Origin of the sequence: Paenibacillus sp. FSL H7-0735 (assembly GCF_038008505.1) — a bacterium.
Taxonomy (GTDB): Bacteria; Bacillota; Bacilli; order Paenibacillales; family Paenibacillaceae; genus Paenibacillus_AQ; species Paenibacillus_AQ odorifer.
The window spans coordinates 566,363-581,454 of the sequence record NZ_JBBOZH010000001.1; the positions used below are offsets into that span (position 1 = coordinate 566,363).

Annotated in this window: 10 protein-coding genes; all 10 read left to right on the forward strand. The window is 45.5% G+C overall.

Annotation, left to right across the window (positions count from 1 at the left end; translation table 11 throughout):
* Nucleotides 1–6 precede the first annotated feature (6 nt).
* The 10 genes from NSS82_RS02575 to NSS82_RS02620 all read left to right on the forward strand — a co-directional run bounded on the left by NSS82_RS02575 (nucleotide 7) and on the right by NSS82_RS02620 (nucleotide 15,009).
* Nucleotides 7–1,023, forward strand: a complete 1,017-nt coding sequence (locus tag NSS82_RS02575; protein WP_076101327.1) for a LacI family DNA-binding transcriptional regulator — start codon at nucleotides 7–9, stop codon at nucleotides 1,021–1,023.
* 396 nt (nucleotides 1,024–1,419) lie between these two features.
* On the forward strand, nucleotides 1,420–2,757 hold the full coding sequence (locus NSS82_RS02580; protein ID WP_076273098.1) for a glycoside hydrolase family 30 protein: 1,338 nt from the start codon (nucleotides 1,420–1,422) through the stop codon (nucleotides 2,755–2,757).
* A gap of 28 nt (nucleotides 2,758–2,785) precedes the next feature.
* On the forward strand, nucleotides 2,786–6,013 hold the full coding sequence (locus NSS82_RS02585) for a cellobiose phosphorylase (protein WP_076273097.1): 3,228 nt from the start codon (nucleotides 2,786–2,788) through the stop codon (nucleotides 6,011–6,013).
* A gap of 173 nt (nucleotides 6,014–6,186) precedes the next feature.
* A complete protein-coding gene (locus NSS82_RS02590) occupies nucleotides 6,187–7,176 on the forward strand; it encodes an ABC transporter permease (protein WP_036682605.1) in 990 nt (329 codons plus the stop codon).
* 17 nt (nucleotides 7,177–7,193) lie between these two features.
* Complete coding sequence (locus NSS82_RS02595; protein ID WP_036682603.1) at nucleotides 7,194–8,084, forward strand: carbohydrate ABC transporter permease; 891 nt, start codon at nucleotides 7,194–7,196, stop codon at nucleotides 8,082–8,084.
* 92 nt (nucleotides 8,085–8,176) lie between these two features.
* Nucleotides 8,177–9,871 carry an extracellular solute-binding protein gene (locus NSS82_RS02600; RefSeq protein WP_036682600.1) on the forward strand — a complete coding sequence of 565 codons (1,695 nt, stop codon included), beginning with the start codon at nucleotides 8,177–8,179 and terminating at the stop codon, nucleotides 9,869–9,871.
* A gap of 118 nt (nucleotides 9,872–9,989) precedes the next feature.
* Nucleotides 9,990–11,900, forward strand: coding sequence for a cache domain-containing sensor histidine kinase (locus tag NSS82_RS02605; protein WP_081382612.1), 1,911 nt, complete (start codon nucleotides 9,990–9,992; stop codon nucleotides 11,898–11,900).
* Nucleotides 11,897–13,456 carry a response regulator gene (locus NSS82_RS02610; protein WP_076273096.1) on the forward strand — a complete coding sequence of 520 codons (1,560 nt, stop codon included), beginning with the start codon at nucleotides 11,897–11,899 and terminating at the stop codon, nucleotides 13,454–13,456. The genes NSS82_RS02605 and NSS82_RS02610 overlap by 4 nt, the downstream gene beginning before the upstream one ends.
* A 73-nt stretch (nucleotides 13,457–13,529) precedes the next feature.
* Nucleotides 13,530–14,333, forward strand: a complete 804-nt coding sequence (locus tag NSS82_RS02615) for an aminoglycoside N(3)-acetyltransferase (protein ID WP_076273095.1) — start codon at nucleotides 13,530–13,532, stop codon at nucleotides 14,331–14,333.
* A gap of 37 nt (nucleotides 14,334–14,370) precedes the next feature.
* On the forward strand, nucleotides 14,371–15,009 hold the full coding sequence (locus tag NSS82_RS02620) for a histidine phosphatase family protein (protein WP_076273094.1): 639 nt from the start codon (nucleotides 14,371–14,373) through the stop codon (nucleotides 15,007–15,009).
* Nucleotides 15,010–15,092: the final 83 nt, after the last annotated feature.

Consider the following 15,092-nt stretch of genomic DNA (forward strand, 5'->3'; position numbering starts at 1 on the left):
ACCGGATTGACAACTATATATGATATTGCCAAAAGAACCGGTTACTCTCCTACAACGGTATCCAAGGCGTTTAATAATTATTCCGATGTACGGGAGAAGACTCGCCAGGAAATTTTCCGGGTTGCCCAAGAAATGGGATATTTGCCGAATTCCCATGCCCGTACACTGACTACTAAGAAATCATGGACCATCGGTGTATTGTTTGTAGAGAATACGGGATTTGGTATTCGCCATCCCTTTTTTAGCGCTGTGATTGAGAGCTTTAAGAAGGTTGCTGTGGATAAGGGGTATGCCCTCATGTTTATTTCCAAGGATGTTGGAGGTAAACAAAGTGGTTATTTGGAGAATTGCCGAATTCGTGGTGTAGATGGTGTTGTCGTATTCTTGTCTGATTACGAGGACCCTTATTTCCGTGAGCTGCTAGAGAGTGATATTCCTACTGTGATTCTGGATTTTGAGACTACGCAGTCGCATACGGTATGTTCGGATAATACGGCTGGAGCTCAGCTTGCGATAGAGTATTTAGTTTCTTTGGGTCATCGCAAGATTGCTCATATTTCCGGAGGTATGAACACTTTCCCTGGTAAAACCCGGGAGTTAGGATATAAGAACGCTATGAAGCAGCAGGGGCTTGAAGTGCTGGAGTCCTATGTTGTGAATGGAGCTTTTTATTCTCGTGAAAGTGGTTATCAAGCGATGCTGGAGCTTCTTAAGCTGCCTGATCGGCCAACCGCTGTTTTTGCTTCGGGTGACATGTTAGCTTTAGGGGCTATTATGGCGGTAAAAGATAGTGGACTTTCCGTACCGCTGGACATTTCAGTTGTGGGGTACGATGATATTGATCTAGCTGAGTATGTTACACCTGCATTGACAACCATTCGTCAGGATACGGAACTTTTAGGAAGCCGAGCAGCGGACATTCTTTTAGCATCGATTGAAGGGAAACAGTTGGATAAGGAAGCGGTTCTAGTTCCGGTAGAAGTGATCGAACGGGAATCCTGTGCGCCTCCGAGCGGAAATTAGGGCTGTATCAAATTCCATAAGTACAGAGAGCAGGCTGCTGCCCACAGGATAAATCTTGACGAAAAGAAAAGAGTCCTGATAAAGTAGAGGACATCATAGCTCGAATTCTTCCTATGTGGTATTTGCTACAGCTTATTCAGAGGAATGGGGCTATAATGGGTATATTGTTATGCCGCTTTTTTTTCCTGCTCTTCGTTAGATCATTTTTTTTCGCAACAATCGAAACCGGTTTCGATTTTAGGTTTCGAATGAGCTGAAATCAAAGTTTACCGAAGGCTTCCTTGAATTTTCTCAAACGTTTCAGTGGCCCATCGCTCCGAACCCTAACATCGGATGGTGATCCAGTAAAGACAGTGCTTGTTGTTAGTAACAAAACAATTAGAGGAGATGGATGAAATGGCAAAAGTTCAAACTGTAGTAACTGCAAAAGATACAGGGGAACGCTTAACTCCGAAAGAGGCAATTGTTTTTAGCACAAGAGTTGATTCTGGATCTGCCGATGTAGAGCTTAAGCCAGAGCAGGAGTTCCAAAAGATGATAGGATTTGGCGGCGCTTTCACAGAAGCTGCGGCATATACGTTGTCACGGCTCAGTCCTGAGAAACGGGCAGAGGTTATTCATCGCTACTTTCATCCGGTAGAGGGATTAGGCTATAACATGGGTCGTGTTCATATTCATAGCTGTGATTTTGCGCTTGGAAATTATACTTATGTCGCTGATCATGATACGGAGCTGGCTACCTTTGATATCTCCCATGATCATAAGTGGGTGCTTCCGCTGATTAAGGATGCAATGCAGGTAAAAGGTGGACCGTTCACGATGTTGGCCTCTCCTTGGAGCCCTCCGGCATGGATGAAAACAAATGGTGAAATGAATAATGGAGGATCGCTCAAGCCAGAGTACGCTGAAGTTTGGGCACGCTACTATACCAAATTTATTGAAGCTTATGGGAAGGAAGGCGTACCTATTTGGGCGGTTTCCGTGCAGAATGAGCCGGCTGCTGTTCAAGTCTGGGATTCTTGCATTTATAGTGCGGAAGAGGAACGCGATTTTGTTAAAAATCATCTCGGTCCAGTGATGCAGCAGGCAGGCCATTCCGATGTGAACATTGTTATCTGGGATCATAACCGCGATATTATGGTCGAACGTGCTTCGGTCGTGTTGTCTGATCCTGAAGCTGCACAATATGTGTGGGGTACAGGCATCCACTGGTATGGTGGTGAGGAGTTCGACAAGGTAGAGAAGGTACATGATCTATTTCCTGACAAACATCTATTGTTCACTGAGGGCTGTCAAGAGGGCGGCGTCAAGCTTGGCGAATGGTTTACAGGTGAACGTTACGGCAGAAATATGATTGGGGATCTCAATGCATGGACAGAAGGGTATCTGGACTGGAACCTGGTACTGGATGAGACCGGCGGGCCCAATCATGTAGGGAATCTCTGTGATGCTCCAATTATTGCAGATACAACAACAGACGAATTGCACTATAACAGCTCTTATTATTATATCGGGCATTTCAGTAAATTTATCGCACCAGGTGCGGTACGGATTGGCTTTACTTCTGAAGCGGAAGGAATCCTATCCACAGCATTCCGTAATCCGGACGGCAGCCTTGCTGTCATATTGATGAATGAGAGCGAAGAAGCTCGCACGGTAACCTTGGGGTTTGGCGAAGAGATTGCCAACTGCGAGCTATCCCCTCATTCTATCGTAACGCATCTGATTTCATAAATAAGTAACAGTTTAGGAGGACATTAACGTGAGTAATTATTATTTCGAATCAGGTAATTTTGTAATGGAGCAGTTTGATACAGGAAAGCCTTTCTCTAGTTTCCTGCCAGGTCTTGCAGGTCTTAAGGGAATTCCAATGTGGACTTTTTATGTGAACCGGGGGCAAGCGATTTGCAGCTTTGGAGTACGCGACAAGAACTCGCCAATCATGGAATTTTCTCCAGCAAATATCTCTTATAAAGACGTAGGAACCACCGGCTTCCGAACCTTTATTAAAATAAAAGGCGAGCAAGAGATTTATGAGCCATTTCAATCGGCACGTCCAGATCCTGCCGCCAAGCGGATCATGACCATTTTGCCTAACGGACTGACCCTTGAAGAAAGCCATGCCGGGCATGGGCTGAAGACGACCGTACACTATTTCAATCTGCCTAATGACGATTATGCCGCGTTGGTACGTCGGGTGGAGATTGAGAATATCGGGGGCAAAGAGATTGAGCTGGAGCTGATGGATGGTCTGCCTGAGATCTTGCCTTACGGAGTAGAAAACAGCGGCTACAAGGAGATTGGTAACCTGCTTCGCAGCTGGATGGACGTATACAATCTGGAGAACGGTATTCCGTTCTATAAGCTGCGTTCCAGCACCAACGATAGCGCGCAGGTTAGCGAAATCACAAATGGGCATTTCTATCTGTCGTTTACTGGAGAAGGAGAAAAAGTCGCGCCAATCGTTGATTTCGAGCTTATTTTCGGCGGCAATACCTCTCTTACTTACCCAGACCGCTTTGCGGGATTAACGCTTTCGGAGCTGAGTGAGCTTCCACAATATCCAGTCAATAAGGTTCCTTGCGGCTTCAGTGGTGTGGCTAGACGTTTGGCACCCGGCAGCAGCTTGACCCTGAATACTTTGGTTGGGCATGTAAATGACATCGATAAAATCAACAAAAAGGCAGAGCATTTATGCCGAGATGAATATATTCTGTCCAAATCCCAAGAAGCCGCAGGTCTGACAGAGGAATTAACAGAAGACATTGCCACGCACACTTCATCGGCTGTGTTTGATGCTTATTGCCGTCAGTCCTATCTCGATAACTTCCTGCGTGGAGGCTATCCTTTTATTTTTGACAATGGCGGAGATGGCTTTGTGGTTCATTTATATTCCCGTAAACATGGCGATTTGGAGCGCGACTATAACTTCTTCTCGCTTGCCCCAGAATACTATTCACAGGGGAACGGAAACTTCCGCGATATGAATCAGAACCGCCGGAATGATGTGTTTTTTAATCCGAAGGTGGGCAGCTTCAACATCAAAATGTTCTATAGCTTAATTCAAGCAGATGGCTACAACCCACTTAGTGTTCAAGGAACAACCTTTGAAGTGAAGTCAGACAGCAGAGCGAAGGCTGCGGAATGGATCGGAGAAGCGGCTGCGGATCATCAAGCTGAGCTTGTTAAGCTATGCAACAGTCGGTTCACCCCAGGCAGCCTGATCAATTACATTGCGGATCATAACGTTACGTTGAAGGTTAGTGAGCAGGAGTTTCTGTCGGGTCTGCTAGCCCTGTCACAGCAAAACATTGAGGCTGCTTTTGGCGAAGGCTTCTGGTCTGATCACTGGACATATAATTTGGATCTCGTAGTAGGTTATTTGGACATCTTCCCTGACAAGAAGCAGGAGCTTTTATTTGGGGATAACACTTATGCGTTCTATGACAGCCCAGCATATGTGCTGCCACGTAGTGAGAAGTATGTAATTAGTGACGGAAAAGCCCGGCAATATGGCGCCCTCCTGGAGGATGAGGAGAAGCTGCATAAGCTGAAATGGAAAGCAGGAGATACCCATTGGCTGCGTGCCGAAGGTGGGCAAGGTGCTATTTACCACACCAATCTGTTCGTGAAGATGTTGTCTCTTTCTTTGAATAAATTTGCTACGCTTGACCCTTACGGCATGGGTGTGGAGATGGAAGGCAACAAGCCGGGCTGGAACGATGCCATGAACGGTCTGCCAGGATTGTTTGGCTCCGGAATGAGTGAGACTTTTGAGCTGAAGCGTACTGTAGTCTTTTTGCTGGATGTGCTGAACGGTGCTGAGAATGTACAGGGAGCTGTAAAGCTGCCAGAAGAAATCGCGGAGCTGCTTGAAGCGGTATATCACGCGGTAACTGCTGTCCTAGCAGGAGAAGTGGAACAATTCAACTATTGGGATACAGTAGCTTCAGCCCGTGAAGCTTATAGAGCAAGTATCCGGTTTGGCATTACTGGTGTTGAGTCCGCAGTAACGCTGGAGCACATCCGCGAAGCCCTTTCCAAGTTCCTAGTTAAAATTGATGAGGGGATCAACAAGGCGGTAGAAATGGGCAATGGACTTACCCCCACCTATTTCCGTTTTGAAGCGGAGAAATTCCATCAGGTAACAGATGCTGAGGGTCAGCCAGTCATTAGCGGATACGGACTGCCAAAAGCTGTGGTTGAGGAGTTTAAGGCTTATGCCTTGCCTTATTTCCTGGAAGGACCTACCCGCTGGTTGAAGACGATGAAGAACCCGGTGCAGGCAAAAGAGATCTATAATCTGATTAAGCAAACAGAGCTGTATGATCGGGCAACATCTATGTATCAGACCTCTGTTAGTCTAGAAGGTGAATCGCATGAAATCGGACGAATGAGAGCCTTTACACCAGGCTGGCTAGAACGGGAGTCTAACTTCCTGCACATGTCCTATAAGTATCTGCTTGAGCTGCTGAAGGGCGGGCTGTACGAGGAATTCTACGGTGAGCTGAAGACGTCGCTGGTGCCATTCCTTGATCCTGCTGTTTATGGACGCAGTACACTGGAGAATTCATCTTTTATCGCAACTGGAGGCAATCCTGATCCAAATAACCACGGTAGAGGGTTCGTAGCGAGACTTAGTGGATCGACCGCGGAATTCTTAAGCATGTGGAGAACAATGATGGCTGGAAGCCATGTTTTCAGATTGGAGGATGGAGCGCTTACGCTGTCTCTTGATCCGGTATTGCCAGGATGGCTGTTTGATGAAGATGGCAATCTGTCCTTCACTTTCCTTGGGAATACGGAGGTAATCTATTCTAACCCAAAACGTGAAAATACCTTTGGCGAGAAGAAGGTTAGCATTCAATCTTTGATGCTTGTATACCGTAATGGAACTGTGACTAAAATATCTGGAGCGTTCGTGCGCGGTGAAGAGGCAGAGGCTCTGCGGCGTGGAGAAATCGCGCAAATTCAAGCAGTATTAGCATAAAAATAGAGGGGCGAGCTGCGGCTCGCCCTTAAATTTTCAATGAATCCGAAAAATGGAACCTATAATCCGAAATTCAAAGCCTTACGGAGACAGGCAAAAGCAAATACAATGGATACATAAACATTGTAAGCGCTTTAGATTAAATACAGATATAGAGCCTGGAGGTCCAAAGGATGGAGAACAAAAAAAGCATGGAAGTAAGCTCAGCGATGAAGCCGTTAATTCCTGGCAATTTCGAAACCGGTAAAGTAAATCGCAGTCCGCTTTGGAAGAGGTTCATTGCCCAGCGTCATTTGCAGACAATGGCTCTACTCGGCATTGCGTGGATGATAATCTTTAACTACATTCCCATGTATGGAATTATCATTGCTTTCAAAGATTACAACATCGTTAAAACGATTGCAGAAGCCCCATGGGTGGGACTTACACATTTCAAAGAGTTCATGGATGATGACAATCTCTCGAATGTAATTAAAAATACACTCGGCATTAGCTTGTTTAAGCTAATTATCGGATTTCCCTTGCCGATAATCTTCGCTCTATTTCTGAACGAAGTTCGTTCAATGAAATTCAAGAAGACCATACAGACGATTTCGTATTTGCCCCACTTTCTCTCATGGGTGGTACTCGGAGGGATTTTGGCTACATGGCTTGCTGATGTAGGAATTATCAATAACATTTTGCTAGCGCTTCATCTTATTGATCAGCCAATTACATACTTGGCTGAGCCGGGTTACTTCTGGACAATTATTATCTCCTCTGATATCTGGAAAGAACTTGGATGGTCAGCGATTATCTATTTAGCAGCAATTTCCGGTGTATCTCCTGAAATGTACGAGGCGGCGACAATCGACGGCGCGGGCAGATTTCAGAAGATGTGGTATGTTACCTTGCCGGCGATTAAATCGACAATCAGCATTCTCTTCATTCTCGCGGTCAGCGGAGTGCTGAACTCCAACTTTGATCAGATTCTGGTCCTGCGCAACTCACTGAATGATAGTGCAAGTAATGTAATTGATTACTATGTGTACTATACAGGGATTCTCTCAGGCCGCTTCTCTTACTCAACTGCAGTTGGATTGTTAAAATCGGTTATCGCTCTAATATTGCTGCTGATTGCCAACCAAGTATCTAAAAAAATCAACGATACATCGTTGTTCTAGGATAAGGAGGACCATATATGTTTGCACTTAAGCGTAAAACGAAGGGCGAGGCCCTGTTCGATATCATCAATAACCTTATCATGTTATGTATCTGCTTCATAACGCTTTACCCGATCTGGTACGTATTGGTTAACGCCTTCAATAACGGTAATGACGCCATGCGGGGAGGAATCTACTGGTGGCCGCGGATGTTCAGCTTTGAGAATTTCGAGGCCGTGTTTGCCAGCCCCGGCATCATGCAGGCGATGTGGGTTACTGTCGCCAAAACACTTTTGGGTACTGTACTGCATGTATTTTTCACAGCGATGGTAGCTTATGCATTCTCCAGAAAAAACCTCATTGGCGGTAAGTTCTACATGCTGATGGGTACAGTGACTCTCTTTTTTGGCGGGGGACTCATTCCTACCTTCCTGCTGATGAAGGACCTTCACCTATTGGAGAATTTCCTAGTCTATATTATTCCGGTTATGTTTAGCTTCTTTGATCTTATTATCTTCATGACCTTTTTCCGGGAGATTCCCGATGGGCTGGAAGAAGCGGCACGGATTGACGGTGCTAATGATTGGTCCATCTTTTTAAGAATCGTACTTCCAGTATCCATGCCTGTAATTGCTACCATTGCGCTGTTCCATGGCGTGTATCAGTGGAATGATTACTTCACGGGTATGATCTATATCAATAATACTGATCTGCAGCCGATTCAGACGTATTTGTTCCGGGTCGTCGCACAATCGAGCTCTAGTCAAATGATGGTCGCTGTACAAGGCAGCAGCGTTACGAGAAGCGTAACGTCACAGTCCATTAAGCTGGCGACGATGGTAGTGACCACCCTGCCGATAGTATTCGTGTATCCGTTCCTGCAGCGTTATTTCGTTAAAGGGATGATGATCGGCTCCATTAAGGGCTGATGTCTAGCAGTGATAACTCCTCCGGTTGCCTACAGCTGTAGGCACTGGGGTTGAGCTTATAATTAACATTCATAGAAAAGGGGTAAACAAGCATGGGCATGAAACGTAAGCCAAAAGCAATGGGAGTTCTGCTTCTCGCAATAATGATGTCATTGTCAGCCGCAGGCTGCTCCAGCGGAAATAATGCTGGCAAGAATGCCGAAGGTAATGCTAACAGCGCTAAAGCTACTAATACGGAGGCAAGTGCTGAACCGACTGCTGCTGCATTATCAGCAGATGAACCGGGATGGAAGATTGATACTTCACCCATTACATTTGACTGGTACCTGAACTTCTCATGGTTCCCTAATAAATGGGGCGTGGACCCAACCTCCCAATATGTAACTAAGAAGACCGGAGTTGATATTAATTTTATCGTTCCGGCTGGTAACGAGAATGAGAAGCTTAATACGCTGATTGCATCCGGTAAATTGCCTGATTTCATCACTTTGGGTTTCTGGGAAGATGCGATTAAGAAAATGGTCGAAGGTGAACTTGTTCTTCCATTGAACAAACTTGCTGATGAATATGATCCGTACTTCTTTAAAGTATCCGATGCTGATAAGCTGGGCTGGTATACACAAGAAGACGGCAATGTGTATGGCTATCCTAACTCTTCTTCCTCTCCTGCCGACTATGAGAAATATGGAGAAAATTACGTATCCAACCAAGTATTCGCTGTCCGCAAGGATATGTATGAAGCTATTGGAAGTCCAGATATGCGCACACCAGAAGGTTTCTTGAATGCGCTTAAATTAGCGAAAGAGAAATTCCCTGACGTAAATGGACAGCCGCTTATTCCACTTGGTTTGCATGAATTTACCGAGAACGGTAACGATTCTTTGGAAGGTTACCTGCAGAACTTCTTGGCAATCCCAAGAGAAAAAGATGGCAAGGTATATGCTCGTGAAACTGATCCTGAATATATCCGCTGGATGAAGGCACTTCGTCAAGCGAATCAAGACGGTCTGCTGGCTAAAGATATCTTTATCGACAAACGCCCACAAATGGAAGAAAAAATTGCCCAAGGCCGTTATTTCGCAATGCTGTATCAACGTACAGACTTTGCAGCACAGCTAGGAACGATTTACCAACAGGATCCAACCAAAACGTATATCGCTGTTGACGGACCTTCCAATACGAACTTGGATAAACCAACCCTTGATGGCCCTGGTATCTCCGGTTGGACGGTAACGCTGATCTCCAAAGATGTTAAGGATAAAGCACGTGCTATCCGCTTCCTCAGCTACTTGAACAGTGAAGAAGGCAACAAAGACTTGTTCTTAGGCGAAAAAGGTGTCAGCTACGATACGATTGATGGAAAAGATCAATTTAAACCAGAAGTGTTTGATTTGATGAATAAAGACCGTTCGACGTTTGATAAGCAAATCGGATCTTCCTTTACATTCTGGATGCTGCAAAATACGAACATTACGGACCAATGGGCTCCTAAATCGGTAGAACCATTTAAGCAATTGGAAGATTGGACTAGAGGTAAATCCATAGGCTCCTCTGAGTTCCAACAAATCGAACCAACAGGAAACTCTCCTGAAGGCATCATCGCTTCGAAGCTGAAACAGTTGCGCGGCAAAACTATGCCGAAATTGCTCATGGCTTCTTCCGATGCAGAATTCGATAAGATTTGGAATGAGTATTTAGAGAAGAGAAAGAAGGAAGGCGAAGATGTATTTGATGCCTACCAACAAAAGAAATATGAAGAGAATAAAGTGAAGCTGTCCATAAAATAAAAAGCATGACCCAAAATGCCCGCTAACTGCGGGCTTTTGGGTTATTTTCGAATTATAATAAGGAATAGTTATTAAGTATTTGAATATTCACTATTTTAGCGAGGTGGACAGGACAGAAGTGTATAAAGTGAATAGGCGAGATCGAATCAGAGCATTATGGCATTCTTTTAGTTATTGGTGGGGGCGGAGATCTCTTCAGAGCCGTTTAATTGCAGCTTATGTTTTTATTGTTTTAGGCCCGTGTATGCTGGTTTCTGTCTATTCCTATAAAGCCATTAATAATACCTATCTCCGCGATGCCGTCGAGAAAAATGATTATTTGTCGCAAATGGAGAAGCTGCACATTCATAATCAGATTGAGGCGATGGAACGGGCGGCACAAATGGCTTATTCTGATGCCGAAGTAGAAAAATTCTTAGCGAATGAAACCGAGCCGCAGCTAGTAGATTTGGTTGATTTTAATACAAATGCCTATGTGAATATGACTCGTATTCAATTTAATAATCCGAATATTGAGCATTTACGGCTGTATTCGAGAAGCAATAAGGTGCATGAAATTTGGCCGATTATCTTTCGCGAAGAGCGAGTTTCTTCCACCCCATGGTTTCAGAAAGCGCTTCAATTGAAGGGGCAGGAATACTGGTCTTTTCAGAAAAGTGATCCGGATTTGATGCAGAGATACTTGGGAGCACCGACGGAGAGTCTGCCAAAGGTTTCTTTGCTGCGTGAGAAGAGTCGGCCAGCAGACAATCATATCGGCATGGTGCAGGTGGATATGCTGCTGAGTCGGTTTACACCCAAGACGTATACAGATGTACGGGATAATCAGACCCAGATGTTCCTTGTGGATAGTGAGCTGCAGCTTTTCACCAGGCCGGACAATTCTTTTTTGCAGGATAATCTAGAGATGGCTGATATGATTGCAGAACGGTATAAGCAGTTCCGGGAAACTGGCGAATGGGACAGTAATTACTCGGAGAATGGTAAATCGTTTTTGTTAATTAACACTCCGCTAGAACGAATTGATGCTTATTTGTTAAATGTAGTGTCAATGGAGGGAGTGATGAAGGATATCTCCCGCACGCGCAACTTAATTATTGGAGCCAATGTTGGCTTTATTACTTTACTAACGCTGATCGCTTATGTGACAAATGCCTTTATTCTAAAAAATCTACGTAGATTGACCGAAACGATGAAAAAAGTGCGCAGAGGTGAAGCGTACACTGGAATAATGATTCGTGGTGGAGGGGAAGTCGGGGAGCTTGCCCATCATTTCTCCAAGCTGATGAACACCATCAATACGTTGGTGGCTCAGGCAGTGAGCAAGCAGGCGTTGTCTAAAGAGGCAGAGCTGCGTACGCTGCATAACCAGATTGACGCACATTTTTTATATAATACGCTGGAAAATATAAAAATGCTGGCTGAAATTGAGAACCAGCGAACGATCTCGGATGCACTGACTTCGCTGGGTGGGATGATGCGCTATAATTTTAAATGGTCCGGAGAGTATGTGAAGCTGCGGGATGAAGTCCGCCATATCGAAAATTACATTGAAGTGATGAATATTCGTTTTGAATATCCGGTTAAGTTAGTGCTTCATATTGAACCTCGATATTTGGAGCTGGAGGTGCTGAAAATGTCACTGCAGCCTATTGTAGAGAACAGTGTTAAGCATGCTTGGTGCGACGGGAAAGAGAATTTACAGGACCCGAACATTCATATTCATATTTCGGAAACGGAAGGTGATATTTGTATAGAGCTTCGTGATAATGGCATCGGCTTAAATCCAGAGCGTTTGGTTGCTTTGAACGAGGCGATTTATGCGAAAGATGAGCGCTGTGAGAGTGCCTCAGAACAGAGGGATGTTGACCGCCGAACAGGTGGTATTGGACTGAGGAATGTACATCAGCGACTGCAAATCTTTTATGGTGATGAATATGGGCTTGTAGTACAGAGTGAAGCAGGGAGTTGGACGATGGTACGTCTGACCTTGCCGAAAGTTCTTTTGACAGGAGAAAAACAACTATGAAGAAGCTACTGATCATTGATGATGAAAAGAATATCCGTTACGGTCTCAAGACTATGATAGAAAGAGAATTTCCGTCCGTGTATACCATCACAATGGCGAGTAATGGCGCAGAGGGTTTCGATATATTTAAGACCGAAGGTGCAGATATTATTATTACAGATATACGTATGCCAGTGATGGATGGAATTACGCTGTTGGAGCAGATATCTAAGGTAACAAGTGGTGAGAAAAGCCCGGCAGTGCTGATCTTAAGCGGGTATGATGATTTCGAATATGCCAAAAGCGCGATTCGTTATCGCGTAAAGGATTACTTGCTGAAGCCGATTCGCCGAGATGAGTTGTTCGAAATTTTGAAGAATATCGATAAGGAACAGGAAGAACAGGATCTCAGCGCAAGGCAGCTGGAACAGGAAACGGAACACTTCCGCAGGGAACTGCGGTCCAGTCGTTTACGGGGACTGCTAATGCAGCAGGAGGTTCCGCTGGAGCGTGAGCAGCAAGAGTGGCTAAGTGATCTGCAAGCACCTTTTACAGTTGGTGTGTTGAATTACTATTACAATGACGGAACAAGAATGAAGTCGGGGGATGTTCAGGGACTGGCGGAACGATTGATCGGACCGCTTGAAAAGTTTTTCTCGGAAATCACAACGGATTGGGATGGCAAATTAGTCTTGATCGGGAGTAGAAAACAGGATTTTATGGAGCTGTCCAGACAAGCTGAAGCTAAGGAAATAAAGGGATTATCGATTGGGATTAGCAGCGAAGGAGGAAGTCTTGAGGACCTCCGTTCCTGTTATAAGGAAGCATGCCGGGCACTGCAATATACTTTTTTATATCCGCAAGTGAGTTTATTGGATTATGGGGATGTTGGCCAGGGACGGTCTAACTTTCCGTTACCTAAGGAGGAGCTTCGCAAGCTGCTCAATATGCTGGGAACAGAACGCGAGAAGGAGATGAAGCATCTTCTATCTGTGATTTTTCAAACTGAGCATTTGAAGGAACTGGACCTAGCTTATCTGGAGTCCGTGGGACAGAATGTAAACGAGCTGGTGTTGGATGAAGTGTTTCGGGTGCATGGCGAAGCCTCGGTAGAGGTATTGAAGCTGTATCGTACGGTAGGCAATATGTACAACTATCGTCATTTCCACGAATATTATCGTGCGCTGGAGAACTTACTCTTGAGTGTGAATGAATACATTGTAGGTGTAAGGTCTGCGCATACCGAGCATGCGGATATGGAAGAGGCACTGAGCTATATTGAAGCCAACTACGCCCGTCCACTGAATATGGCTATGGTCAGCAATCATGTATCCTTGAATTATTCTTATTTTAGCGAAGCCTTTAAGGCATATACCGGTGAGAATTTTGTTATTTATTTAAAAAAGGTCCGTATCCGTCACGCTAAAGAGCTATTGGCAAAAGGCTGCAGTAAGCTCGCAACAGTCTCAGAAGAGGTAGGCTTCGAGAACAGTAAACAATTTGCCCGTGTTTTTAAAGAGCTGGAGGGGATTTCCCCAGGTGATTATAGAGCGAAAATAGTATCCGAAGAGTGTTGAGGCTATTGAAGATGCATTTAGAAGCGGCCCTCCTATATAATGGATTTGAGAAGATTCATTGGAGGAATGAAGGGTGGAAGAAATACAAGGCAATTTGATTACGGTTCAGACATTAGCAGCGGATTTTCGTCGACTGGGCGTTAAGGCGGGCATGACGATTTTATTGCATTCTTCTTTTAAATCGTTAGGCCAATGGGTAGCCGGGGGCCCGGTCGCTGTTATTTTGGCATTGGAGGAGGTCCTCGGAGAATCTGGCACGCTGGTAATGCCTACTCATTCAAGTGACCTGACTGATCCCGCAGGCTGGAGCAACCCACCGGTGCCGGAGGCGTGGTGGCAGAGTATCCGCGAGCAGATGCCGCCTTATGATCCAGACCTGACCCAGCTTAGAGGAATGGGGGTTATTCCGGACTGCTTCCGTAAACAAAACGGAGTAAAACGCAGTGACCATCCGATACATTCGTTTGCCGCTTGGGGCAAGCATAGAGATGAAGTTATGTATGGTCATGCGCTTGAAATGGGTCTGGGGGAAGATTCTCCGCTGGCTCGTATTTACGATCTGGGCGGACATGTACTGTTGCTGGGAGTAGGCAATCTTAATAATACTTCCCTGCATCTTGCCGAATGCCGCGCATCTTATGCTGGCAAGAAGGAAACCCTTGGCGGGGCGCCCATTATGGTGGATGGAGTTAGACAGTGGGTTGAATTTAAGGAGCTGGATTGGGATTCTGACGATTTCGTTCAGCTGGCAGATCAGTTTGGACAAGAGACGGGACTTATTACATATGGACAGGTTGCTTCGGCAACCGCTCAATTGATTCCGCAACGGGAAATCGTTGATTATGCAGTGAACTGGATGGAACAGAACAGGAAGTAAAACTCATTGGATAGGGGAAACGGAAGGAGAAGCTGGCATGAGTATAACAACGATATTTTTAACCCGGCATGGTCAAACGGAATGGAACGTGCAGCATCGGATGCAGGGACATATGGATTCTGAACTGACGGCTCTTGGTGTGCAACAGGCAGAATGGCTGAGCCGGGGAATGCGCACTGAACAGCTGGATGTCATCTATGCAAGCCCCAGCCCAAGGGCGCTGCGCACAGCTGAGATTATTCGTGGAGAGCGGAGTACTCCGCTTAAGACCTCTGAGGCGTTCAAAGAGATTGGTATGGGTGTGTGGGAAGGCCGTGATTCTAATGAGCTGGAGAGCGAGTATTCGGAGCAGCATCGCAATTTCTGGCAAGATCCTGAGCAGTTTAAAGTGGAGGGCAGTGAGACCTTCGCAGAGGTGCAGGCACGGGCGCTGGGCAAGCTTCAGGAAATTCTCGTTGACCATCAGGGTGAGACCATTCTTATCGTCACACATACAGTAGTGATTAAGCTGTTAATGGCCTATTTTGAGGGCAGAGCGCTGCCTAAGCTCTGGGATCTGCCTTACATTTATCCGACCTGCTTATGCAGGGTTGATTTTACGGATGGTGTGCCGGAAATCCTGCTGCACGGGGATACGAGCCATTACGAAGAGAGTGAAGCTGGGATGGAATCATAACACTTCCTACAGATCAGGTTGGTTTATTAAAAAAGGCGGTTCCTCGGGTGCGTTACGCACTCGGGAACCGCCTTTTTGTCTTC